This window comes from Parageobacillus caldoxylosilyticus NBRC 107762 (genome assembly GCF_000632715.1).
GTDB lineage: Bacteria > Bacillota > Bacilli > Bacillales > Anoxybacillaceae > Saccharococcus > Saccharococcus caldoxylosilyticus.
The window spans coordinates 73,763-99,583 of record NZ_BAWO01000002.1; the positions used below are offsets into that span (position 1 = coordinate 73,763).

At 45.0% G+C, this 25,821-nt stretch carries 24 protein-coding genes; all 24 read right to left on the reverse strand.

What is annotated here, in order from left to right; translation table 11 throughout:
• Positions 1–45 precede the first annotated feature (45 nt).
• The 24 genes from uvrC to polX all read right to left on the reverse strand — a co-directional run bounded on the left by uvrC (position 46) and on the right by polX (position 25,746).
• On the reverse strand, positions 46–1,818 hold the full coding sequence (gene uvrC, locus GCA01S_RS01145; RefSeq protein WP_042406538.1) for an excinuclease ABC subunit UvrC: 1,773 nt from the start codon (positions 1,816–1,818) through the stop codon (positions 46–48).
• 18 nt (positions 1,819–1,836) lie between these two features.
• Positions 1,837–3,276 (reverse strand): nucleoporin-interacting protein, encoded by a 1,440-nt coding sequence (locus tag GCA01S_RS01150; protein ID WP_042406541.1) that lies wholly within the window; start codon positions 3,274–3,276, stop codon positions 1,837–1,839.
• Positions 3,277–3,343: 67 nt separating this feature from the next.
• Positions 3,344–4,270: an FTR1 family iron permease gene (locus GCA01S_RS01155; protein WP_017435455.1), complete on the reverse strand. Its 927-nt coding sequence runs from the start codon at positions 4,268–4,270 to the stop codon at positions 3,344–3,346.
• A 28-nt stretch (positions 4,271–4,298) separates the two neighbouring features.
• Positions 4,299–5,057: a hypothetical protein gene (locus tag GCA01S_RS01160; protein WP_042406544.1), complete on the reverse strand. Its 759-nt coding sequence runs from the start codon at positions 5,055–5,057 to the stop codon at positions 4,299–4,301.
• A gap of 100 nt (positions 5,058–5,157) precedes the next feature.
• Positions 5,158–5,919 (reverse strand): glycosyltransferase family 2 protein, encoded by a 762-nt coding sequence (locus GCA01S_RS01165; protein ID WP_017435453.1) that lies wholly within the window; start codon positions 5,917–5,919, stop codon positions 5,158–5,160.
• Positions 5,879–7,378, reverse strand: a complete 1,500-nt coding sequence (locus tag GCA01S_RS01170) for an alkaline phosphatase family protein (protein ID WP_042406547.1) — start codon at positions 7,376–7,378, stop codon at positions 5,879–5,881. The genes GCA01S_RS01165 and GCA01S_RS01170 overlap by 41 nt, the downstream gene beginning before the upstream one ends.
• On the reverse strand, positions 7,375–8,319 hold the full coding sequence (locus GCA01S_RS01175; RefSeq protein WP_042406552.1) for a lysylphosphatidylglycerol synthase transmembrane domain-containing protein: 945 nt from the start codon (positions 8,317–8,319) through the stop codon (positions 7,375–7,377). The genes GCA01S_RS01170 and GCA01S_RS01175 overlap by 4 nt, the downstream gene beginning before the upstream one ends.
• Positions 8,309–9,250, reverse strand: a complete 942-nt coding sequence (locus tag GCA01S_RS01180; protein ID WP_042406554.1) for an NAD-dependent epimerase/dehydratase family protein — start codon at positions 9,248–9,250, stop codon at positions 8,309–8,311. The genes GCA01S_RS01175 and GCA01S_RS01180 overlap by 11 nt, the downstream gene beginning before the upstream one ends.
• A 139-nt stretch (positions 9,251–9,389) precedes the next feature.
• Positions 9,390–10,577: a hypothetical protein gene (locus GCA01S_RS01185; protein ID WP_042406560.1), complete on the reverse strand. Its 1,188-nt coding sequence runs from the start codon at positions 10,575–10,577 to the stop codon at positions 9,390–9,392.
• Positions 10,578–10,719: 142 nt separating this feature from the next.
• Positions 10,720–11,847 carry an FMNH2-dependent alkanesulfonate monooxygenase gene (gene ssuD / locus GCA01S_RS01190; RefSeq protein ID WP_017435448.1) on the reverse strand — a complete coding sequence of 376 codons (1,128 nt, stop codon included), beginning with the start codon at positions 11,845–11,847 and terminating at the stop codon, positions 10,720–10,722.
• A 26-nt stretch (positions 11,848–11,873) separates the two neighbouring features.
• Positions 11,874–12,407, reverse strand: a complete 534-nt coding sequence (gene ssuE / locus GCA01S_RS01195; protein ID WP_017435447.1) for an NADPH-dependent FMN reductase — start codon at positions 12,405–12,407, stop codon at positions 11,874–11,876.
• Between the two features lie 18 nt (positions 12,408–12,425).
• On the reverse strand, positions 12,426–13,271 hold the full coding sequence (locus GCA01S_RS01200) for an ABC transporter permease (RefSeq protein WP_017435446.1): 846 nt from the start codon (positions 13,269–13,271) through the stop codon (positions 12,426–12,428).
• Positions 13,264–14,289, reverse strand: a complete 1,026-nt coding sequence (locus tag GCA01S_RS01205; RefSeq protein WP_042406562.1) for an aliphatic sulfonate ABC transporter substrate-binding protein — start codon at positions 14,287–14,289, stop codon at positions 13,264–13,266. The genes GCA01S_RS01200 and GCA01S_RS01205 overlap by 8 nt, the downstream gene beginning before the upstream one ends.
• A 17-nt stretch (positions 14,290–14,306) precedes the next feature.
• On the reverse strand, positions 14,307–15,074 hold the full coding sequence (locus GCA01S_RS01210) for an ABC transporter ATP-binding protein (RefSeq protein WP_042406563.1): 768 nt from the start codon (positions 15,072–15,074) through the stop codon (positions 14,307–14,309).
• 347 nt (positions 15,075–15,421) lie between these two features.
• On the reverse strand, positions 15,422–15,736 hold the full coding sequence (gene trxA / locus GCA01S_RS01215; RefSeq protein ID WP_017435443.1) for a thioredoxin: 315 nt from the start codon (positions 15,734–15,736) through the stop codon (positions 15,422–15,424).
• Positions 15,737–15,909: 173 nt separating this feature from the next.
• Positions 15,910–16,887: an electron transfer flavoprotein subunit alpha/FixB family protein gene (locus GCA01S_RS01220; RefSeq protein WP_017435442.1), complete on the reverse strand. Its 978-nt coding sequence runs from the start codon at positions 16,885–16,887 to the stop codon at positions 15,910–15,912.
• Between the two features lie 29 nt (positions 16,888–16,916).
• Entirely contained in the window at positions 16,917–17,690 is a 774-nt protein-coding gene (locus GCA01S_RS01225; RefSeq protein WP_017435441.1) for an electron transfer flavoprotein subunit beta/FixA family protein, read from the reverse strand.
• Between the two features lie 64 nt (positions 17,691–17,754).
• Positions 17,755–18,528, reverse strand: coding sequence for an enoyl-CoA hydratase (locus tag GCA01S_RS01230; RefSeq protein WP_042406564.1), 774 nt, complete (start codon positions 18,526–18,528; stop codon positions 17,755–17,757).
• Between the two features lie 31 nt (positions 18,529–18,559).
• A complete protein-coding gene (locus GCA01S_RS01235; protein WP_017435439.1) occupies positions 18,560–19,147 on the reverse strand; it encodes a TetR/AcrR family transcriptional regulator in 588 nt (195 codons plus the stop codon).
• 101 nt (positions 19,148–19,248) lie between these two features.
• Complete coding sequence (locus tag GCA01S_RS01240) at positions 19,249–20,922, reverse strand: long-chain-fatty-acid--CoA ligase (RefSeq protein WP_042406565.1); 1,674 nt, start codon at positions 20,920–20,922, stop codon at positions 19,249–19,251.
• Positions 20,923–21,035: 113 nt separating this feature from the next.
• Positions 21,036–21,200, reverse strand: coding sequence for a hypothetical protein (locus GCA01S_RS20450; RefSeq protein ID WP_169735600.1), 165 nt, complete (start codon positions 21,198–21,200; stop codon positions 21,036–21,038).
• A gap of 16 nt (positions 21,201–21,216) precedes the next feature.
• Positions 21,217–21,624 (reverse strand): DUF350 domain-containing protein, encoded by a 408-nt coding sequence (locus GCA01S_RS01245; RefSeq protein WP_017435435.1) that lies wholly within the window; start codon positions 21,622–21,624, stop codon positions 21,217–21,219.
• Positions 21,625–21,639: 15 nt separating this feature from the next.
• Entirely contained in the window at positions 21,640–23,994 is a 2,355-nt protein-coding gene (locus GCA01S_RS01250; protein WP_042406566.1) for an endonuclease MutS2, read from the reverse strand.
• A gap of 24 nt (positions 23,995–24,018) precedes the next feature.
• Positions 24,019–25,746, reverse strand: a complete 1,728-nt coding sequence (polX, locus tag GCA01S_RS01255) for a DNA polymerase/3'-5' exonuclease PolX (protein WP_042406567.1) — start codon at positions 25,744–25,746, stop codon at positions 24,019–24,021.
• Between the last annotated feature and the right edge of the window lie 75 nt (positions 25,747–25,821).

The window sequence follows — 25,821 nt, forward strand, 5'->3', positions numbered from 1 at the left end:
TGCAATTTAGAGCAATAATATCAAATTTTTATGCTATTGACAATACTACTCTCGTAATTTCTTATAAATTTTTTCAGCCACCGTGCGCGGAATGTTCGCTTGTTGCAGCTCTTCGACCGTTGCTTCTTTCATGTTTTTCAATGAACCGAAATGCTTGAATAGCGCTTTTTTTCTTTTTTCGCCGACGCCAGGAATATCGTCTAACACGGAGCGAAACATCGTTTTTTCCCGCGTCTGCCGATGGAATGTAACCGCAAACCGGTGCACCTCGTCTTGAATGCGCTGCAGCAAATAAAACTCTTGGCTGTTTCTCTCAAGCGGCACGATTTTCGGCGGATCCCCCATGATTAACTCCGATGTGCGATGCTTCTCATCCTTGGCGAGGCCGGCAAGCGGAATATTCAGACCTAATTCATTTTCCAGCACATCGCGTACCGCTGCCAAATGTCCCTTCCCACCGTCAATAATAATCAAATCGGGAAGCGGAAGCTTTTCTTTTAGCACGCGCGTATAGCGCCTCCGCACCACTTCACGCATCGATTCATAGTCATCGGGCCCTTCGACTGTTTTCACTTTATATTTGCGGTATTCTTTTTTCTCCGGCTTTCCATCAATGAATACGACCATCGCCGATACTGGGTCGGCTCCGTAAATATTGGAATTGTCAAACGCTTCAATACGGTGGGGAACAGGTATTTCTAATATTTTTCCTAGGTTTTCCACCGCCTTGATCGTCCGCTTTTCGTCCCGCTCGATTAGATAAAACTTTTCCTTCAAGGCAATTGCCGCATTTTTGCTGGCCAGCTCGACCAATTCTTTTTTCTTTCCCTTTTTTGGCTGCACAATCGTGACTTCTAGCAGCTGACCGGCAAGCTCTCCGTCGACTTCGGCAGGCAAAATCACCTCTTTTGGCTTTAAATGATTGGCCTTGGTATAAAACTGTCCTAAAAAAGTCAGCAGCTCTTCGTCCGGATCTTGATACATTGGGAAAATTGATACATCGCGCTCGATCAGCTTCCCTTGGCGAATGAAAAAGACTTGCACGCACATCCAGCCTTTGTCATACGCATAGCCGAACACATCGCGGTCGATAAAGTCATTCAAGGTCATCTTCTGCTTTTCCATTGTCGCTTCAATATGGGCAATTTGGTCGCGGTATTCTTTCGCCCGCTCAAATTCGAGCGCTTCCGCTGCTTTCATCATCTTCTCTGCCAATTCTTTTTTCACTTCCTGATATCCACCGTTGAGGAAACGAACGATTTGCTCAACCATCTCTTTATTTTGTTGTTCAGACACCGGATATACACATGGGGCAAGACATTGCCCCATATGGTAATATAAACAAACACGGTTCGGCATGGTCGAGCATTTGCGCAGCGGATAGAGGCGGTCTAACAGCTTTTTCGTCTCATTGGCCGCCTGCACGTTCGGATATGGTCCGAAGTATTTGCCGCCGTCTTTTTTCACTTTTCTCGTAATGAGCAAGCGCGGATGTTTTTCCGCCGTAATTTTAATAAACGGATAGCTTTTGTCATCTTTCAGCATGACGTTATATTTCGGATCATACTTTTTAATTAAATTCATCTCTAAAATAAGCGCCTCGGCGTTGGACGAAGTGACGATATATTCAAAATCGGCAATCTCATTGACAAGTCGCTGCGTTTTTCCATCATGCGTGCCGGTAAAATACGAGCGCACGCGGTTTTTCAGCACTTTTGCTTTACCGACGTATATGACCGTACCGTTTTTATCTTTCATCAAATAACATCCCGGCTGCTCCGGGAGTATGGCTAATTTTTCTTTTAAGTGATCATGCATCATAATCACTCCATCAAATTAATTCATCCATTCATACAACGTAATGTTTCCGTACACCGGATCTGCCAGTGTGCTGGAACGATATATTTTCACTTTCCGCACATGGCGGGAAAGGGAAATCCCCTGTGCTTGAAAGCCCTTGACCACATGATCGGTCATATAAATTTTAACATGTCTATAGTTCTCCTTGTCTTGTAAAAAAAATGAAAAGTGCAATACGTCTTTGTGTGGAAAATCGACATCAAGATACTGCAATACTCGCGTTTCCTCCCATGTATATAGGACGAAATTTTCTCTGCTGTCGCGTAAATCATACGCCAACTGATAGGTTGCTGGCAACTGCAATGCTTGTTCGCGCAGATGCCATGTCCCCGTTACGAATTGCACGGCTAACACAGCCAGCGCTATGCTCCATCGATACATAGACAGATGATGGCGGACATAGCAGGTCCATCCGTACAACAAAACAAGATGAACAAGCGGGAGAATGTGACGCGGTTTCTCAATATTTTGCGCAAATAACGCCCAAAGAAAATAAACAAATCCAGAAACGAGAAGCCAGCGCGGAAACAAGAACTTCCTTGACCGCCATATCGCTATCCATACAACCATATACAAAAAAAGCAGGATAACGTTTTGGCTTGCTATCCCTGTCCATAAAATATTATAAAAGAAAAAATGAATCACTCGTTCCCATAACGGCTGCCCGTCATTTGCCGCTGTTCCTCCCCATTCCTCAAAATGGCCGCTTGTAAATGAAAGAGCCAGTTTGAAAAAGGATTGGAAACTTCCTTCTGTCGCCGCAACCGCTGTGATCCAAATAAATTGGAAAAAGGCAGCTGCCGTCAAAAAGCAAACGATTCGGCGGACACTGCGATGTTTTTTCCAATCTTCGTACCATAAAAACAAGATTGCCACCGCAAATGGAGCATACGACAAGCGGATTCCCGTTAATAGGCTAAAAAAAGCAAGCGGAAGAAGCTGCCGTTGCCATCCATCGCGCTCTCTTGCCCACTCAACGGACCACCAGTACCACCATAGCGCCGCTAATGCCGCACCGTCCGACATCGGCTGTCCAGCAATGACCATAACATAGCTGGCTGACTGAATGAGAGCACTAATGAACAACGCAGCCGCGGTCGAGAGATATTTTTTTGCAAGAAGAACAATTGGAACGGTTGCGGAAAACATGGCAACGACACTGAAGATGGATAGCGCCTTCGCCGGGTTGTCAACGAATGCATGAACGAACATGCCGCCAAGAATGAAATACGGGTATCCCGGAAAATGCGGCTGCATCGCCAATAAATCATAACGGTCTAACGCCAAGGCAAAATCGACCTGATCCCATGTCGCCGCATAAGGGCTCGCATAATATATTTCCAGCAAGAACAAACTTGCTAATATAACGAAACTAAAATATGACAAAAATCGATTATTTCCTAGAAAATGTTTCATCGCCTTTCTCACCTTAATCATTTATAAAAAATAAGAAAAAGCACAAGACAATCATGTCTTGCACTTTTTACATCACCTTTTTCGTTTTTGGTTCAAGCGCTTGAACGACCGTTTTTGTTTGCTCCATATTTTTCTTTGTATTACGGTTCGCAACTAATAAATAAATCACGACAAAATATCCAATATAGGCAATGACTTCTTCCAGCGATGGCATGGATGAATAGCCGAAGAGCGCTTTCAGAAACACGCCGACCTCTCCTGAAAAGACAGGCGCGACGCCGTGATCGCGGAGATAATGTTCATAATCAATCGGATGTTCCGGAAGCAGCCATGTTAAATCATAAACGTGAGGCATTACGCTGCCGATGATATTTAAATCCTGAAGCATGGAAATGCCTTGGACAAGCAAGCCCGCAGCAATCAAGACGATGAACGCTCCGGTTACTTTAAAGAACGTCTTTAGCGGGATGCGCATCGTTCCTTTGAAGAAAAGGTAGCTGACAACCGCCGCAATCGCAATTCCTGTCGTCGCTCCCCATCCTTGCATCGCCGCACCGATGTTGCCATGGGTAATCGCGGCAAAGAAAAAGACCGTTTCGACACCTTCGCGGAGAACGACTAAAAACGAATGGATGACCATTCCAATGACATTGCCTGCCGTAATAAATTGATCCATCTTTCCTTCAACGCTTTTTTTCATATCGCGGCTATGCTCGGCCATCCAAAAGACCATTTGTGTCAGCAAAATCGCCGAAACAAACATAATGCCGATCTTTAAGTACGTTTCGCTTCCCATCGCGGCAAATCCAGTGAACACGACTTGGAAAAGAATTGCGACCCCAACGCTCGCTAAAATCGCCAATCCTGCCCCAAGCCAAACGTACTTTGTATATTCTTGATGGCCGACTCGCTTTAAATAAGACGTAATAATTCCGACAATCAGCAGCGCCTCGAGTGCTTCACGGAACGTAATTAACAGCGCTTGAACTTCCATCGCATGTGTCCCCCTTTGTTTCCATCCGTCATGTCCGCTTGCGACGCCATGAATACACGGCAACCCCGGCAATCACAACAATAAGAATCGCAATCGGAATCCAGTTTTTTAATTTGGATAAGTCCGTCCATTCTTTTTTCTGCACTTCTTGCGGCTTTTCCGTTGCACTTTCCGAAAAATGTCCCACTTTCAAACTTTTCAATCCAAATTGCTTTTGCAACGACGTTAAAATCGTTTCCTTGCTTTTCTTAAATTGCTCAATATCCGCTTTCTTCTCGCCGACACCAAACAATCCTGGGTTTCCTAATGACTGCAGCGCTTTATTGAATTCATCTCTTAACCGTTTATCAAGGGCTGCATCTTTGCCTTGCACCATCGGGGAAAGCGCTTCGTATGTAGCAAATGCCTTTGCTAATAACCGTTTGCTCGTATCATACTGCTCAAAATTTTTCTCGATATTTTCCAACCGGCGTGCGATATTTAAAACAAGAATTTTTTCCATAGTTTCCAAAACTGCTTCTTTATCCTTTTTGTCGAGCGCCGATAACACTGCTTGCGAAGGCTCCGTTCCCATATGCATATCGATTTCTTCTTTTACCGTTTCGAAAATTTTGCGCGCCTCCGTAAAGTTTGGCGGCTGCTCGTTTAACTTTTCAGCCATTTGTTTATAAACTTCCGCTACTTTTTCTTCATTCGGGTCGCCATAGGAGTACGCAAAAGCAGAAATCGGAATACTATTGAGAATGAATATCATCGCTAGAGAAAAAAATAAATAAAATCGCCTCATTATCGATCTCCTCCTACACCACCAATGATAATGATTATCATCTTCTATGTCAATATATTAATGAAAAAAATTCCCTTTCCTGTTCGCGAAAAGGAAAGGGCTACGAACATTGTTTGTCCGCTATGCTTGGGAGGCGATGGGCGTCTTCATCAATCACTACTTTTTTCACCGGCCGCCGCATCTCCCTCCAAATTGCTGGAAGAACGGCCGTGACATACGCGCGAAATTTAATAAATGACTGTCCCGTTGTCCGCACTTGATAGCGAATCGGTACTTCTTTGATGCGAAACCCTTTGCGAACTAAATTTAAAGTAAGCACTTGGGCGTAGTTATAATCATGGATGATCTCCGCATGTTCCATCGCTTGCCGCGAAAAAGCCCGCATCCCCGATTGCCCGTCGTAAATCCATGTTCGCAGAAGAAGCGATTGCAGAAACGTAAAGAAGTAATTGCCCAGACGGCGATGCCATTTCATCCCGCGAATCGTGCCAAGAAAGCGCGAGCCCATCGTATAGTCCGCTTCTCCCGCAAAAATCGGAGCGAGCAATTCCGGGATTTGTTCCGCCGGATATTCATTATCCGCATCAATCATCACGCCGATATCCGCACCGAGGCGGAGAGATTCCTGCAGCCCTTGGCGTACAGCGGCACCAAGCCCGCGGTTTTCCGGCATTTGATAAATGTAATCAGCGCCTGCTTCTCTTGCAGCTGCTACGGTGTTATCGGTCGAACCGTCATCAATGACCAATACTTTCACATCCACATAAGGATGGAAAGAACGCGGAATTCTGCGAATGACCTCGCCAATCGATTGCTCTTCGTTATACGCTGGTAAGAAGACGATCACTTTTTGCTTCTTCATCTTCTGCTTCCCTCTTTCGAATCGCTTCCGTTAACACGGGCCCGCGGCTATGGCTCGGGTACGGTGCGCCCAACAAATAAGCAATCGTCGGCGCCACGGATACGAGACTTTTCTTTTCATCGATCCGTTTGCCTCGCTCAATCGCCGATCCGTACAAGAAAAACGGCACAAACCGCTCTCCTTCATCCAAATGCCCGTGTCCGCCGATGCCGTCTGCTTGTCCGTGATCGGCGCAAATGATTAACGTTGCATTTTTTAATTTTCCTTTCTGTTCAAGCCACTCGACGTACTCCTTGATAAGCGCGTCCGCTTCTTCTATTTTTTGAAGATATTCCTCGTATAATACGCCGCGGCTGTGCCCCGTTTGGTCCGTGGCAATTAATTGAACAATGAGCAAATCAGGATCTTGCTCTTCCATAATGCGTTTGGCGCGTTCGATGATATTACGGTCAGCTACGTCATTATGCATGACCGCCGTTACCGTTTCGACATCATCTCCAAACGAATCGACGAGATGGGCAATGCCAAGCAGCCGCCCCGTTTTTCCTATTTTTCTTAGTGAGTCAAAAATGCTTTCTACCTTGATGCCAAGCTTCCATACCATATTGGAGCGTATGCCGTGTTCAAACGGATATGTTCCGGTGAACATCGAGGTAAAACAAACGACAGTACGTGCCGGATAAACCGTTTCCATTTGCGTAAATTCCGTCCCCTGCTGGCGCAGCCGTTTTAAAAATGGGGCATTGGCTTGTTCAAACCGATCTTTCCGCATGCCGTCGATGACAATCACAATGACTTTCTCATTGATTGGCTCTTTTGGAACGCTGGCATTATTGGTGTATGTCGGAATGATTTTTGGCTTCCAATCAAATAACTGGCTGTGCAAAATGAAAGAAAATAAAAAGACACCTGCATAATAGAGTGCAAAGCCCGCAAGAGAAAGATCGCCTGCTTCTCGCTCCAGCTGTACGTACACATACTGCCAAATCGACAAAAGCAACAAAAATTTCGGCAACTGTTCTTGCGCGTTTCCGCTTGTCGAATCGCTATTTTTCAGCACTAATTTCCAAAAACGGGTAAAATTCCACCATGATGTACCAATGCGCAAATGATAGTAAAGCGTACCCCAAAAAAAGACGGTAAAGAAAAAATATAGCCCCAGTGCTAAACTTAGCAGCTTAATGTCGGCAAACTGCCAAACGATTAAAAACACAACGTATGGAATCCATAAATAATTTCGCAAAAATAGCGGATAGTCGTACATATAATAGATAACAAAAAGCGGAAGCGCTGCTAGAAAACCAAAGAACCAGTGTTTCATATGCTCGATGGTACCGAAACTGGCAAGATGGTAGATCGCCATCGTCCCGATAACGAAAATCGGCGTAAACGGTTTTCCCTCGTTCAGCAAATTCCAACATCGCGCCGCTACTTTTTCAAATGTTGAAGCTTCTTTCATTGTCTCTCCCTTCCTTTTTTCCAAGCCGCCCCAACGAACGAAATATCTCTTGGAGACATAAACAGCATGGCAATGCCAACTAAATAAGAAAAAACAAATTTGAACGCATGGGCCATCATCGCTGCCATATACGCGCTGTTCCAGTCCGGGACGATTCTCGTAACCGCAAACGCCATTACCGCTTCATACGTCCCCAGCCCGCCTGGAGCGATTTGAAACACTTGACCGGATACAGTGATGCTGTTGACCCATACGGATTCCCAAAAGGACAAGGGCAACCTAAGCATGTGGGTCATCTCATAAACGACAACCGCCTCACACAACCAGCTGAGCGCAATCATGCCCACCATATAAACGCCGCGTTTTCCTCTTAATGCACTTTTTATCATGCGATGGTGTTTACGAATCCATTCTGCATCCGATTTGCGTGACAGCAAAACAGTAATTGCAGCTGCGCCGATTATTCCTATAACACCAATAACCGTTGCATTGATTGCAGGAAATCGATTGGCGTATGCATACATTCCCCATGCCGACAAAAGACACAAAACCAGCATGTCCAAAAGCCGCATCACCGCCACCGAGTGAACCGCTTCATCGACAGACACGTCCTTCTGCTTTGCTAAAACAGCAACACGGGCAATATCGCCTGCTTTTAACGGAAAAATATGATTAATAAGCAAACTTAAAAAAATACCTTTGGCGTATACAATCAAAGAAATTGGTTTTCCCACGTATGACTTCCATGCCAGCGTCCTTAGCCAAAAGGAAGCGACGTATATGATCAACATCCATGCCAGCGTGTCCGGTCTTCGAAAAAGCAAGTGGAGTTGCTCAAGAAGCACCTCTCCATCGAAATAGTGGTATGTCAGCCATAGGAACACAAGGACAAGCCCGGCACCGACTAGCCGCACCGCTGCCATTGCGTGTTTACGTTTCATACGCCCTTGCCCACGCGACTGTTCGCGCCAGCCCGTCCTCGAACGTTACGCTCGGTTTGTATCCGAACGCCCGCTGTGCTTTCGTAATGTCCGCCCATGTCGCTTTTACATCTCCCTTTCGCTCCGGTGCATATCTCACCTTCATCGTTGGAAAATGCGTTTTCAGTTCTTGCAGCAATCGCTCCATCGCGATCGGCCGCCCTGATCCTAAATTAAACACATCATTTCCGCCGCGGCGGCCGAGCGCCGCTACCATTCCGCTGACGACATCATCCACAAACGTATAGTCTCTTGCTGTGTTCGTGCCGTACACGACAATCTCTTCACCACGTAACAGATGGCGGATAAACTTGCTGATCGCCATATCCGGTCGGCCCCACGGACCGTATACAGTAAAATAGCGAAAAATCGTCACCTGATAGCCGAATAGATGGGCATACGCATAGCAAAACGACTCCGCTCCGTATTTTGCGGCGGCATATGGCGAAACGACTTCTCCCGTCGCCATCTCTTCTTTCAGCGGCACATTCCCCTGGTTGCCGTAGACAGACGAGGAAGATGCGAATAACACATGCCCGGCTCCGGCTTCCCCCGCTGCCTTTAGCACATTAATCGTCGCTTTGATATCATAATCGACATAATCAAGCGGCTTAAGAAGTGAATTTGGAACACCGGGCAGCGCCGCTAAATGATACACACAATCCGGCTGATAGCGGCGAAACAATTCTTCCGTTTTTTCTCTATCTAGCAAGTCAATGCGATAAACAGGAAGATTTCCTCCCGTCAACGCACGAAATTGCCGATGCTTTCGTTCCGCCGGGTAGTAAGGATGAAAATTATCAATAACCATCACATCATGCCCAAGCGAGAGCAATTTGGCAACAAGATGGCTTCCAATAAACCCGGCTCCCCCTGTAATGAGAATTTTCAATGGATTCACCTCAAAATTAATGATTTATTCCTATTAGCATATTATCATAAGAAAATCGAAAAGCAGCAGCGCCAAAATTTGATTTCCTTCATAAGAAGGCAAAAAACCTTGCTAAAGAACAAGGTTTTTTGCCTTATCGTTATTTTGCCTTTTCCATAGCAGTGTTTAATGTTGCTTCTAGTTGGGAAAGAAGTTTTTCCCCCTCCGCTTTATTTTTCGCTTTTGCCGCCTCAAGATAGCGCTGCGCCTGATCATTCAATGACGCATAAGCTTGATCACCTAACAACGCTTTTAAGTCGCTTTCCATCATATTAATAAATAAAGCGCCTTCCAATGCAGTAATTACCGATTTATCTTGTCCCCAGCTTTCTTTACTTTCTTCATATTCATGAAGCGCCACCTTTGCCCAGCCGCGGACGAACGCTTTATTGATCGCTGCCGGATCAAGCGTTTTTACATCTGTTTGCAAATCAAATTGTTTTAAAATGTAGTCCGCTTCTTCTGGTGCATGCTTTTTCATATATGGATATACGGATTGATAAAACGCCCATCCTTCTGCTTGTTCGACTTTCGCTTCTTTTTCATCTTGTTTTGCCGCATTTGCCGCCTTTGAAGCGTAGCCGTGCGGAAGTGCACCTGTCGCTAAATAAAAGGTTTTCATCAGCGTTTTGTCTACGACTTGTTTTCCTAAGGAGAAGGCAAGCAAATCATCTTTTGCAGCCGCATCTTCGATTTGTGCGAACGCCCCGTCTATCGCATCGACCAACTTCGTTCCGTAAGCGGCATCACGCTTCTCGACCGTCGGCTGTAAAATCGCGTAAAACTGTTTTGCTTCTTCGATTTCCTTCTTCACTTCTTCCTTATTAGCCCAATTTTCCTCTACTTCGGTAAATTCATGCTTGATTGTGGTATAAAATACTTTTTGCATGAGCTTATCAAAGATTTGTTTTACGACCACTGGATCGAGTGAACCATCTTTCCCTGCCGCCAGCGCAGTAGTAATATGTTGGTCAAGCGTATCTTGAAATTCGGCGTCCCGCTTTTGCACAAGCGTCTGTAAGTTTTCTTCATATAGTTTTGTCACTTTATCAAAGTCAACTTTTTGCCCTTGCTTTGCTTTTTCCATCTCGACAAGCGCCTGTTTAAATACATCAGCATAATGGATTTCTTTCTTCTCTGTTTCCACTGTTTTTTCTTCCCTTTGTTCAGCGGCTGTTTGCTCTTTTTTCTCCGTTTTGGTTGTTGCTGTTTCTTCGCTGTTCGAGCAAGCTCCCATCATTATCGCAAACGCTGTAAAAACAGCAAGCAGCTTCCATTTAACTGACATTATGTATCCCCCTCACACCTTTTTATTTGATAATGATTTTCATTGACACAAGTTGATTATAATAGATAATGATTATCAACGTCAATGGAATTTTTATCAAAGAAAAGAGCCTGCCAACGTTTGGGCAAGCTCTTCCCTATCATCACACTTTGATAAATGAAGGAAAAAATTCATGTCCGATAATCTCTCCTTGTATAGACTGTTTTGTCCGTTTTTTGTGGTTTAATGGCAGAAGCGGGAATAGCAGTTCAGCTACCCGATATGCTTCTTCTAAATGCGGGTAACCGGATAAAATAAAATACCGGATACCTAATTGATGGTACTCTAATAGCCGCTCTGCCACTGTTTCCGGATCCCCGACTAAAGCGGTTCCTGCTCCTCCTCTGACAAGACCAACTCCCGCCCATAAATTTGGACTAATTTCTAACGATTCTCTGCTTCCATTGTGCAACTGTTTCATACGCTGCTGCCCGACCGAATCATACCGGGCAAAAACTCGTTGTGCTTCCTGAATGGTTTTGTCGTCCACATAACGAATGAGCTGTTGTGCAGCATTCCACGCTTCCTTTTCTGTTTCGCGCACAATAATATGAAGCCGAATGCCAAATTCAATTGTACGTCCTTGCTGTTCAGCCAATTTTCTCACTTGGGAAATTTTTTCTTCCACCTGTGCTGGCGGTTCTCCCCATGTTAAGTAAACATCTGCATGTTTCGCTGCCACCTGTTGGCCTGCTAGCGACGACCCTCCAAAATAAACCGGAGGATACGGTCTTTGTATTGGCGGAAACAGAAGCTTAGCCCCAGTTACGTTGATATGTTTTCCTTTTAAAGTGACTTCTTCGCCGCTTAACAATCGTCTCCAAACTGTTAAAAATTCATCCGTTGCTTCATAGCGCTCGTCATGGCTTAAAAATAGCCCATCACCCGCGAGTTCAACGGGATCTCCGCCAGCTACGACATTAATAAGCAGCCGGCCTTCCGAAATTCGGTCTAATGTGGAAGCCATTCTCGCCGCGAGTGTAGGAGACATTAATCCCGGTCGTACGGCAACAAGAAAACGCAATTGTTCGGTTTCCGCTGCCAATGCCGACGCAAGCAGCCATGGATCTTCGCATGATTTCCCCGTTGGAATTAATACCCCTTTATAGCCCAGCCGGTCAGCAGCTTGGGCAATTTGCCGAAAATAACTATACTCCGCAGTACGGCCTCCTTTTGTTGTTCCAAGATAACGTCCATCGCCATGGGAAGGGATAAACCATAATAATTCCATTTTCATTTTCTCCTTTCTATCATTCATTAAATGAGGGTTTGAGTGTTTGAAATAGATTGCAACACTTCCTTTATCCTTTCTTCAATGTCGGATGGAAAAAATATTTCTCCCGTTTCATCACGTTGAATCGTTTTGTCTAAAATAAATACTCCATGTAAAATCTCTTTTGCTCCCATAATGGAGAAAATAGGTTTTAGCGCATATTCAATCGATAACAGATGGGCAATAGTACCGCCTGTGACGATCGGAGCAATAATCTTACCTAAAAATGCCTTTTCCGGTAACAAGTCGAGAAATGCTTTTAAAATACCCGTATAGCTGCCTTTGTAGACAGGACTTAACACCATGACCGCATCTGCCTCACGAATCCATTCGTGGGTTTGAGCAATCGCTTCACTATCGAATTTTGCATGCAGCAAATCTTCTGCCGGCAAATCCCGAACATGGATTAAATGAACATGATGCCCCCTTTTGAGCAATTCTTTTTGCAATCGGTTAGCGATCTCCGCTGTTTTGGATTGTTTAGATGGACTTCCCGAGATTAAAGTGATTGTCGTCATTAATGTCTCCCCCTTTTTTTACATCGTTCCTTTATACGTATCCTGCCAACGAAGCAGCCGTTTCTCCAATACACGGACTAATGAATCTGTAAGTTTTCCTACCACCGCAAAAAGAATAATGCCGACAAAAACAATATCCGTATTGCTAAACTGTCTTGCATCCATCATCATATATCCAATTCCTTCTGTAGAACCCATCAACTCCGCAACAACAAGACCGAGCCAGGCCGCTCCAAGAGAAAGACGAATTCCAGATAAAATAGTAGGAAGAGCAGACGGGATGATGAGCAACGTAATTTTCTCCCATCTACTAAAATGGAGAATACGTGCCACATCAAACAGCTTCGCATCGACTCCTCGTATGCCAAGAAATGTATTCACATACACAGGAAAGAACGCGCCTTTAGCGATCAATAAAATTTTCGATGTCTCTCCAAACCCAAACCATAAGATAAAAAGTGGCGCCACTGCCAAATGAGGAATCGTTCGCAGCATTTGTACCGTAGGGTCGATGACATCCTCCGTTTTGGTAGAAAAACCTACAGCAATGCCTGCAAGGAGCCCGATGCCGGCTCCAAGCAAAAATCCTGTCGCCGCTCGAAAAATACTAACTTTCAAATGGGTAAATAATTCCCCAGAAATAGTTAATTGATAAGCAGCATTCATAATATCTGCCGGCGTTGGCAAGACGGTTTTGGAAACGGTCCCTGTCATCCCAACAAGCTGCCATATGAATATAACGGATAGTGGCAATGCCGCTTGTGTCATCCACTTTTTTATTTTCTTACGGCCGAAAGCTGGAATCTTTCTTTCCCACTCTTTTCGCAGAAGCGGCTGCCTGGCAGTGATGGTTGTTTTATTCATGTTTGTTCTCACCTTCCTTCTCTAATTCTTGAAACACCTGTTTAATATATTGGTTATCGACTACTTTGCTTGTATTAATTTTTGTTTTAATGATATGTTGGGCATATTGGAAATCAGCGGTTTTTTGCTGTGCTTGAATAATATCATCCGTAATTGGCTCGTTTAATGATGGGTTGTTGCGTAATGCTCGCAGTACGACATCTTTGTCTAACTTTTTCACTTTCGCATAAATCTCTGCCGCTTCGTTAAAATGATCATTTTGCCAACGCCGAGCTTTCTCATAAATTTTTAAAAATTGGACCGTTAAATCAGGATGTTCTTTGATAAACCCCGTTCGTGCCACGATAAATGATGGTGAATATGCTTGAAGATCTTCTCCATCCGCTACGATACGTGCTTTATTTTTGATCACCTCGTAGGAAATAAACGGCTCCCAAATCGCCCAAGCATCCACTTTATGTGTATCAAACGCTGCTTGCGCTTCATCCGGTTGCAATTGAATCATTTCAACCTCTGACGCTTTCAAGCCAGCGTGCTGGAGGGCTTCATATAAGAAGTTAAATCCACTGCTTCCTTTGGCAACGGCGATTTTTTTCCCTTTTAAATCCTTCAGACTGTTAATTTTACTTCCTTGCGGTACAATGATGGCATCTCCTTTTAATCCTTCTGCTGCTTTACTGATCTCCTTAAATTCAATGTTGGCGGCTTGGGCAGCAATTACCGGAGAGTTTCCAACGACGCCGAAATCAAGATTATTGGATGCCATCGCTTCAAAATGTGGAGGTCCGCTTTGGAACTCAATCCATTTGACGCGGACTCCTTCTTTTTCCAATTCTTTTTCAAACCATCCTTTTTCTTTTGCCAGTAAAAGCGGTCCAAGACTTTGCTGAATGCCGATGCGAATCGTTACGTTTTTTTCTTTTCCTTTCGCTGTTGTACTTGTCATTGATTCCTGTCCGCAGCCAGACATCAACACGATAAACAGGCTTATAAACAGAATGAATATATGTTTCCTCATAAGAGGTTCCTCCTCTCTTAAATTCCTAGTCCCTCCAGTAAAGGAGAGTTTTCCGCTGTTTCAAATTCACGCAATATGCGTTGCCTCATTTCTTGGAAAGATGGATGAGCGCGCTGTCGTGGAAATGGCAATGAAACGGAAACAATTTTACGAATTTGTCCTGGCTTTGCTTTCATCACCATTACTTTCGTTCCTAAATAAACCGCTTCATCTAAGTCATGAGTGACAAGAATCATCGTAATTTGTTTATTTTGCCATATATCCAGTAAAACATCTTGCAAATGCTTTCTTGTAAAGGCATCAAGTGCACTAAACGGTTCATCGAGCAATAATATTTTTGGTTCCCGCAGCAATGCTCTCGCAATTGCCACGCGTTGTGCCATTCCCCCTGATAATTCTTTCGGGTAGGCTTTTTCAAAGCCTTTTAGCCGGACAAGCTCTATTAACTCATCCACTTTTTTCCGGACATTTACGTCTTTCAGCGATTGATTGGCTGCAATATTTTCTTCCACGGTTAACCATGGGAATAAACGATGTTCCTGAAAAATAAAGCCTTGCTCTAACCCTGGACCATCAATTTGAACACCATCTATTTCTACCGTACCTTTATAATCGGTATCCAACCCTGCTACAATTTTTAGCAATGTACTTTTCCCACATCCACTTGGGCCAATGATCGTAATGAATTCACCATTTTTTATTTCTAGGTGAACATCTTGAAGCACATGAACTCCTTGTTTTCCTTGGAAAAAACTTTTACTTTTCACATCAATCTGTATACTCACTTCGTCCTCCTCCTTTCTGCGAATGTTAGAAGAAAAATGCTGTAATCACTATTCTCATAAAACCGCCTCCTCTTTGAATCGATCTGAATGAAGAAAAATGATCTTAGTTGTTCTTTATAAAATATATAATTCCTATAGGTTAACTATGTTTATGAACGCAAAAAAACAAAGCGTTGTACCAATAGCAGTTTTTAATTCATAGTTAACCTATAAGATTTATTGATTATAAATATAAACAATTTTGTAAATTCGGTCAATTGTTTTTTTACATTTTTCGTTATCATAAATAAAAAATAAAAAAGAGATTCAGGCAATATATCGCCTGAATCCCCTTGAAGAAAAAGGAATTATACGTGTTTTTCCAGCAGTTGAACAAGCGCTTCTTTCGGTTGATAGCCTACCGTTTTGTCAACAAGCTCTCCATTTTTGAAAACGAGCAATGTTGGAATGCTCATTACCCCGAATTTCGAAGCCGTTTCTTGGTTTTCGTCGACATTCACTTTAACGATTTTTACTTTATCGCCCATTTCTTGATCCAATTCTTCAAGAACCGGTGCGATCATGCGGCAAGGTCCGCACCAAGGCGCCCAGAAATCGACTAAAGTTACGCCGTCTTTCGTTTCTGCCGCAAACGTTTGATCTGTCGCATTCACAATTGCCATTTTGCATTCCTCCTATTTCGCTAGTAATGCTGTAAGCAAAGTATACCATGTAATGAAGTTTGGCGCGAATGTTTTGCTTCGTTTCTAATATTCGCTTTCTGGCAGGAATTATGCCGTCTGGCAGACAGCAGAAAACGAGCAAAGCCGGCTTGCCTTGCCCGTTTCTGTCATAATTATGAATGCACTTTTAATTTTTTAAATTCCTCTGTCAGCAACGGAACGACTTCGAACAAGTCTCCGACAATGCCGTAGTCAGCTACTTTGAAAATGTTTGCTTCCGGATCTTTGTTAATCGCTACGATGACTTTTGAGTTGGACATCCCTGCTAAATGCTGGATGGCGCCCGAAATACCGCAGGCGATATAAAGATCTGGCGTGACGACTTTTCCTGTTTGCCCGATTTGCAACGAATAATCGCAATACCCGGCATCGCACGCGCCGCGGGACGCACCGACGGCGCCGCCTAGCACTTCAGCAAGCTCTTGCAGCGGTTTAAATCCTTCCGCGCTTTTCACGCCGCGGCCGCCGGCAACGATAACTTTTGCTTCGGTTAAATCGACGCCTTCGGCTGTTTTACGGACGATTTCTTTCACGATTGCACGCAAATCCTTAATGTCAACGGAAACCGCTTTTACTTCTCCAGAACGGGATTCATCGCGCTCTAGCGGCTGAATGTTATTTGGACGTACCGTCACAAAAATAATGCCGTCTGTAACGATTTTCTTTTCAAACGCCTTTCCGGAATAAATCGGACGCGTAAAGATAAGGTTTCCGCCTGCTTCTTCAACCGCAACCACATCGGAAACAAGTCCGGAGTTAAGTTTAATCGCCAATTTCGGCGACAAATCTTTTCCTAAAGCGGTGTGGCCGAATACGATTCCTTCTGGTTTTTCTTCGTCAATCACTGCTTTCAGCGCTTGAGAATAGCCGTCAGATGTATAATTTTTTAAGTTCGGATGCTCTACAACAACCACACGGTCGGCGCCGTAGAAGAATAACTCATTGGCATACGATTGGACGCTTTCACCAACAAGGACGGAAACGACCTCCCCGCCCTGGGCGATCGTTTTTGCCGCCGCAATTGCCTCAAACGATACGTTTCTTAATGATCCGTCACGAACTTCTGCTAATGTAAGTACTTTGCGTGCCATTTTTCAGTCCCCCTACTTTATTGATAAAATCAAACTACTTTTGCTTCAGAACGTAACAGCCGGACAAGTTCTTTCACTTGATCTGCAATTTCGCCTTCGAGAATTTTTCCAGCTTCCCGTTTCGGCGGCAAGAATACTTCGATCGTTTTTGTTTTTGCTTCGACATCTTCTTCCTCCAGATCTAAGTCATCCAATTCCAATTCTTCAAGCGGTTTCTTTTTCGCTTTCATAATGCCTGGAAGCGACGGATAGCGTGGCTCGTTTAATCCTTGCTGTGCAGTAACCAGCAATGGCAGCGACGTTTCGATAATTTCTTCGTCGCCTTCCACATCGCGAATGACGGTTACTTTATTGCCGTCAATATCTAATTTCGTAATCGTTGTGACATACGGAATGCCAAGCAACTCGGCAACACGCGGACCAACTTGCCCCGAACCGCCGTCAATGGCCACATTTCCAGCCAAGATCAAATCCGGGTTTTTATCTTTTAAATATTCGGCAAGCACTTTCGCCGTCGTGTATTGGTCTTGCTCTTCAACATCGTCTTCAATATTAATGAGCACCGCCTTATCGCAGCCCATCGCTAACGCCGTGCGCAATTCTTTTTCCGCATCCTCATTACCTACCGTCACAACCGTTACTTCGCCGCCATGTTTGTCGCGTACTTGGATCGCTTCTTCGATAGCATATTCATCGTACGGGTTAATAATAAATTCTGCTCCTTCTTCGCTTACTTTGCCATCCACAATCGTAATTTTCTCTTCTGTGTCAAATGTGCGTTTCATTAAGACGAAAATATTCATGTGAGCCCCTCCTCATTTTGATCAAACATTACTTCAGTTTCAAAGATTCTGTCAATTAGAAACATTATTTGCCACGAAAGACTGGCGGGCGCTTTTCAATGAACGCTTGCACGCCTTCTTTCGCATCTTCTGTTGTAAACACGCTTCCAAACAGCATTGCTTCCTCATGCACCGCTTCCCGGAACGGTTTTTCTTTAAAAGAATTTAAAAGCTGCAAGGTAGCGCGAATCGAAATTGGGCTTTTTTGCGCAATTTTTTGCGCCAGTTTCTTTGCTTCCTCCAGCAATTGCTCTTCCGGAACCGCCTTGTTTGCCAAGCCCCACTGCACCGCTTCTGTTCCGGTAATCGGCTCGCTCGTCCACATCATCTCGGCCGCTTTGCCAAAGCCGACGTAGCGAGGAAGCCGCTGCGTTCCGGCAAAGCCAGGTATAATGCCAAGCTGCAGCTCTGGCAGGCCGAGTTTGGCGTTTTCAGAAACAATGCGGATATGGCAGCTCATCGCCAGCTCCAATCCGCCGCCTAGCGCTGCGCCATGGATGGCAGCAATCACTGGTTTTGGAAAACGTTCGATACGTTCCAGCACTTGCTGGCCATTTTGCGACAGCGCTGTCGCTTCATCGCTGGATTTTACAGAAGTAAACTCTTTAATATCGGCACCTGCCGAGAAAAATCTTCCCTCGCCGTGAAGAAGCACAACACGGACTTGATCATCCGCTTCCAGCTCATCAAGCACGGATGAAAGCTCTTTCAATACAGCGGATGAAAGAGCGTTTGCCGGAGGACGAGAAAAGGTGACGTCCGCGACAAACTCCTCTTTATGGATGTGAAAATATTCCATCTATCCTCTCCCCCTTCCAACAGATTGCGTTTTAGCGAGAAACTGCGCATCCTTTCGTTAACAATTCATAGACAGGTTTGGCCAAAGCGACGAGATCATATTTTTGCTCGTTCATTACCCATGTCGTTATCGTCTCGTCAATCGTTCCAAAAATCATTTGTCTCGTTAGTCGGATATCTAAATCGGGACGAAATTCTCCCTTTTCAATCCCTTCTTTTACAATCCCATCAATAATTCGTAAATATCCTTTCAACACCTCATTAATTCGGTGCCGCAGTTCTTTATTCGATTGACGCAATTCTAATTGAGTAACGACGGCTAAATGATGATCCGCGGCCAGTGATTCAAAATGTTTTTCCACTAATACGTATAATTTCTCTAAAGGGCTCGAAATTCCTGCTATTTCTTGTTCGATTTTCTCAATAAAAGAGCCCATCTTTTCTTGAAACAGCGATATGAGAATATCTTCTTTATTTTTAAAATAGAGATAGATCGTGCCGTCCGCGACCCCTGCTTGTTTCGCGATTTTTGATACTTGCGCCTGATGGTAGCCATGTTCGGCAATGACGACTACCGCAGCATCGATAATTTGTTTAAATTTCGGTTTATCCCTCCGCAATACTCATTCTCCTTTACGAAAATATGAATGATTATTCATTCATGTTTTCATTTTACGAACTGTTTATTTATTTTGTCAAGCCTAAGTTGGACAAAAAGAAGTCATTCTTTTTTTCTTTCTTCTCCGAGCAAGGCGCGGCGCAAAATTTTCCCTACCGCTGTTTTGGGAATCTCTGTGCGGAATTCGTAAATTCTCGGTACTTTGTATGCCGCCAAACGGCTTCGCATAAATTGATCCAATTCTTCTGCCGTACACTGCTGCCCTTGTTTTAAAACAACGAATGCTTTTACCGTTTCCCCCCGGTATTCATCTGGAACGCCAACGACTACCACTTCCTGCACTTTCGGGTGCTGATATAATACCTCTTCTACCTCCCGCGGATAAATATTGTATCCGCTCGCAATAATCATATCTTTTTTCCGATCAACGATGTAAAAATAGCCGCGTTCGTCCATATAACCGACATCGCCCGTATACAGCCAGCCATCGCGCAACACGTTTTCCGTTTCATGCGGCTGATTCCAGTAGCCTTTCATCACTTGCGGACCGCGGACAACAAGCTCGCCAATTTCATTGGCTTTCGCTTCTTCCCCTGTTTCTAAAGAAATAATTTTTGCTTCCGTATCCGGCCATGGCACGCCGATGCTTCCTTTTACCCGCTCTCCGTCCCAGACGAAATTGCTGTGAGTGACAGGGGAAGCTTCCGTCAATCCGTATCCTTCAATCAGTTTGCCGCTCGTCACTTTTTCGAACTTCTCTTGCACTTCGACTGGCAGCGGCGCTGATCCACTAATACATACTTTAATGGACGACAAGTCATAACGCGCCAAATCCGGATGATTGAGCAGCGCAATATACATGGTCGGCGCTCCCGGAAACATTGTCGGCCTTAATTTCTCAATCGTTTTTAATGTCGCTTCCACGTCAAACTTGGGCAAAAGAATCATTTTATACGCTTGCACAATCGCCAAATTCATCACGGTTGTCATGCCGTATACATGGAAAAACGGCAAAATGCCTAAAATCGATTCTGTTCCTTTATCACAGCGGTACATCCAATGGGCGCACATTAACGTATTAGCGATTAAATTTCGGTGCGTCAGCATCGCCGCTTTCGGCACGCCTGTCGTTCCGCCGGTATATTGCAGCAGGGCGATATCTTCCGCTGAGTTTATTTCCACGCTGGGCTCTGTTGCGTTCGGTTGGGCCATAATTTTCGAAAACAAATGCTGGTCGCTCCGCTCTTCCACTTTGACCATCACAGGTTGCTGCTTCCGCTGCATGAGAGGATACAGCCATTTTTTCACTGTTGGCAAATAATCTTTCATACTTGTAATAATGAGATGTTTCACGTTTGTCTTCGCTTTCGCTTTGGCCGCTTTCGGATAAAGCATGTCAAGCGTAATCAGCATCGTCGCGCCGCTGTCGTTCAGCTGATATTCCAATTCATGCTCCGTATAAAGCGGATTTGTCTGCACTACAATGCCGCCTGCGAACAGCACACCATAATAGCTGATGACCGCCTGTGGACAATTTGGCAGCATGATCGATACCCGGTCACCTTTTTGCAGGCCGATTTGTTGTAAATAATTGGCTAATATGAGCGCCTGTTCATATACTTCACGGAACGTAAGCGTTTTCCCGAGAAAATAAATCGCTTCATGGCCGCCAAAATGTGCCGCCGTTTCCCGTAAGTAATCGGGCAACGTTTTATCAGGATAGTTAAGGTGATGCGGAATTTCCCGTGGATAATGAGTAAGCCATGGCTTTTCCATCGTACCCCCCCATATTCAAAAATTTCAGATGGTTTATTTTTATTTTATTATACTTTTTTGAATTTTACATCCAAAAAAAGGAATCCCAAAAGTTACCTTTTGGGACCCCTTTTCTATAAAAATAAATAAAGAAGACCGATAAATACAAAAAAGGCGCATAAAATAAACAATATTTTAGACAATGTTTCCATCGTTTTATTTTTCCACGCTAAATATACGATGCCGCCAATGAGGAAAATTCCGGCAAAAATAAGCAATGTTCTCGCCAATGTCTCCATGCTTCTTTATCTCCCTTTAGTGAATTCCTTCGCCAATGACAAAAGACAAACCAACGGAAATAACCATGGAAATCAAGCCGACAGCCCGATTGTCTTTGGCAATTTCTTCGTCGATGTTAAACTTCGGGGTAAGAAATTCGTAAATGAAATACGCGATCAGCAGCAACAAAAAGCCATATACGCCCCAGCCGATCATCGCCAGCAATGAATCATGATGGCGAAGGGCATAACGGAAAATATTGGTAATACCCAAAATTTTCCCGCCGGTCGCCATCGCTACTGCAACATTTCCTTTTCGAATCTCTTCCCAATTTTTATATTTCGTCACTAATTCAAACACCGCCAAAAAGATGACCATGCATAAAACGGCTACGCTGAAATTGGCGGCAATTTTTACAATTTCATTTTCCCAAAACGTCTTCATCCCGCTCTCTCCCCGTCATTTCAATTCGACAACCGTTACCCCTGTTCCTCCTTCACTGGCTTCGCCAAAATGGAAGCTTTTCACGGCGCGGTGCTTTTTCAAAAACTCCTGCACTCCTTTGCGAAGCGCACCCGTCCCTTTTCCGTGAATAATGGAAACGCGCGGGTACCCAGCCAATAGCGCATCATCGATATATTTTTCCAAACGGGCAAGCGCATCTTCGTACCGTTCGCCGCGCAAGTCCAATTCCAAGCCGACGTGATAGTCTTTTCCTTTGACGGTCGCGATCGGCTTTGTCTCTGTTTTCGGAGCGCTGCCGATATATTCCAAGTCTCGTTCATGGATTTTCATTTTCAAAATGCCGAGCTGGACTTGCCATTCCTCATCCGATACTTTTTCGACAAGATAGCCTTTTTGATTTAAGCTTGTCACTTTCACCTCGTCGCCCGGCTGAAAGACATGACGCTTCTCTTTTTTGCGTTCCTTTTTCTTCTTCGCCAAAGTCGGCATCGCTTCGGCAAGGCGCTTTTTCGCCTCAATCAGCTCATGTTCTTTTATTTCCGCTTGTTTTTCTTTTTGCATGCGGCGAAGCTCCTGAATAATCCGCTCCGCTTCTTGCTGCGAGGCGCGGATGATATCGGCTGCTTTCCGTTTTGCCTCATCGATGATCTCATCCTGCTTTTCTTCAAGCGCTTCCCATTTTTGTCTCCATTCGTCGCGCAGTTTTTCCGCTTCCATCCGTGCTTCTTTTGCCCGCTTTTCTTCCTCTTCTGCTTGCTTTTTGCTTTGTTCTAGCGAGGCGATCATGTTTTCCACTTTATTACTTTCGGTGCTAATATGCGATTTTGCCCGCTCAATAATGCGCTCGTCAAGGCCAAGCCGCCTCGAAATTTCAAAAGCATTGCTCCGACCTGGGACACCAATCAATAATTTATACGTCGGACGAAGCGTTTCGGTGTCAAATTCAACACTGGCATTAATGACGCCATCCCGATTGTATCCGTACGCTTTTAATTCCGGATAGTGGGTGGTGGCTACTGTCCGCGCTCCGCGTCCATGCACCTCATCTAAAATAGCGATTGCAAGCGCAGCTCCTTCTTGCGGATCAGTTCCTGCTCCTAGCTCGTCAAATAAAACAAGGCTTTTTTCGTCAACGCGGCGCAAAATATCGACAATATTGACCATATGCGAGGAAAACGTGCTTAAGCTTTGTTCAATCGACTGTTCATCGCCGATATCGGCATAAACCGCGCGAAATACAGCCAGCTCCGAGCCATCGAGGGCCGGGACAAATAAGCCGGCCTGCGCCATTAATGTCAATAGTCCAATCGTTTTTAAGGTAACGGTCTTCCCACCGGTGTTCGGACCGGTGATGACGATGGTTTTATATTCTTTGCCGAGTTCAATATCATTAGGAACGACAACGCCCTGATCAATGAGCGGGTGGCGCGCCTGCAGCATGCGAATATAGCCACGGTCGTTCATCGCCGGCTTTGTCGCTTTCAGCTGGTTGGCGTATTTGGCTTTAGCAAAAATAAAATCGAGCTGTGCCAATATATGAACCGTTTCTAGCAATGCTTCTGCGTGGTTAGCGACTACCTTTGTCAGTTCGATTAAAATCCGCTCGATTTCCTGTTTTTCTTTCACCCGCGCTTCTCGCAGCTGGTTGTTTAGTTCCACTACCGCTTGCGGCTCGATAAACAACGTCGCTCCGGAAGCCGATTGATCGTGGACGATGCCGCCGTAAGCACCGCGGTATTCCTGTTTCACCGGAATGACGTAGCGTTCGTTGCGGATCGTAATAATCGCATCAGACAGCATTTTTTGCGCCGATGGCGAGCGGATGATGCTTTCTAGCTTTTCCCTAATGCGTGCCTCTGTCGTGCGCAGCTGCTGACGGAGCGAGCGCAATCGTTCGCTCGCGTGATCAAGCACTTCTCCATGATCATCGATGCATCGTTCAATCTCCTGCTCCACTTCTGGAAGCAAAGCAAGGCTTTGTGCATAGCCAGCCAAACGCGGGAAGTTTCCATGTTCCTCGTGCAGCGATTCGATAAACTGCTTTAACTGCCGGCTGGCGGAAACAGTGCTGGCAATGTCCAGCAGTTCTTGCGGGCTAAGCGTGCCGCCGATTTTCGCCCTCTTCAGACTTGCGCGAATATCGAAAATGCCGCCAAGCGGCACATGTCCGCGCAAACGAAGCACCGCCGCCGCTTCATCCGTTTCCTCAAGCCAATCCACTACTTCGGCAAAGTCAGAAGACGGAAGCAATGTTTCAATTTTTTCTTTTCCTAACGACGATGCCGCATGCTTTAACAATTGTTCTTTTACTTTATCAAATTCCAATACGTGAAGAACTTTTGTCTGCACTGATGCAAAACCTCCATGCCCATTTTATTTAGTGGAACGTTTTCGCCGTAAAAAATGCCGTAATTCCTCCAGCGTCCATGTGTTGATGACCGTATCTTTGCGAATCCAGCCTTTGCGCGCCGCCGCCACTCCAATTTCCATATCCTCAAGCATGTCCAAATGATGGGCGTCGGTATTAATAGCAATTTTCACACCGGCGTCTTGCGCTTTTTTCAAATAAACATACGATAAATCAAGGCGGTTCGGATTCGCGTTTAATTCCAACACGGTATCCGTCTCCCGTGCCAGCTCTATGAGCATATCGATATCGACGTCATATCCGTCCCGTCTGCCGATCAGCCGTCCTGTCGGATGGGCGATGACATCAACATAGCGATTGCGAAGCGCAGCCGTAAGCCGCTTCATAATGACATCGCGCGGCTGCGAGAAGCTCGAGTGAATCGCAGCAATGACAAAGTCCAATTCCGCCAACACCTCATCATCGTAATCGAGCGTCCCGTCCGGCAAAATATCCATTTCCACGCCAGCCAAAATCGTAAAATCATCGTATTTCGCGTTTAATCGTTCAATTTCTTCGCGCTGCCGCTTTAATCGTTCGACTGTCAGCCCGTTGGCAACCTTTAAATATTGAGAATGGTCAGTAATCGCCATATAGCGGTAGCCTCGCTTCCGACATGCCTCCGCCATCTCTTCAATCGAACACGCCCCGTCGCTCCAAGCCGAATGCATATGCAAATCCCCCTGGATATGGGAAAGATGAAGAAGCGGATAATCGTCGCGGTAACGGTCGACTTCTGTGCCGTCTTCTCTTAACTCCGGCGGAATAAACGGCAATTGAAAATAAGCAAAAAACGCTTGTTCACTCGGAAACGTTTTTATTTCTCCCGTTTTTCCATTTTCTACGCCATATTCGCTAATTTTTTCCCCTCGTTCTTTCGCCAGCTGCCGCATGCGGACATTATGCTCTTTCGACCCTGTAAAATGATGAAGCGTTGTGGAAAACTGTTCTTCTGTCACTAACCGAAAATCAACGGCAATGTCGTACTCATAAGAAAGCTGCAACGATACTTTCGTATCCCCGCTGGCGATCACATTGGAAATGTGATTTAGCTGCAGCAGCTGTTCCCGCACCAGCTGCGGGTCATTCGTGGCAATAATGAAATCCAGATCTTTTACTGTCTCTTTCATGCGCCGCAAACTGCCGGCACGCGAAAAACGGATGATTCCTTTCATCGTCTTCAACTGCTCTTCAATTTCCGTGGCAATCGGCAGCACCGCTGCCAGCGGCAGCCGCTCCGGACGGGCTCCGCTTTCTTCGATCGCCGCTAATAGTTTTTCTTCTGTTTTTTTTCCAAAGCCCGGCAGTTTCTGCACTTTCTGAGCGAGGCAAGCTTCTTTTAAGGTGGCCATATCGACAACCCCTAGCTCCTGGTATAATTTGGCAATTTTCTTTCCGCCAAGCCCGGGAAGCCGAAGCAGCGTAAGCAGGGTTTCAGGAATTTCCTCCTTTAATTGTTCAAGAACCCTCGATGTACCCGTTTCCAAAAATTCGTTGATGACGCTTGATGTCCCCTTTCCAATTCCCGGGATGGCGGTGAAATCGTCTATTTCCGCAATGCTTCGTTCATCGGTTTCCAATGCGCTTGCCGCCTTGCGAAACGCTGCAATTTTAAACGGATTTTCCCCTTTTATTTCCATATATAACGCAATCGTCTCCAACAGACGAATGACATCTTTTTTGTTTCCTTTCATTTTATCCCCCACCTATCTGTACCATCCGCTACGAAACATAATACAAGTTTTTACGAAAAAGTACAAAAAAACTTC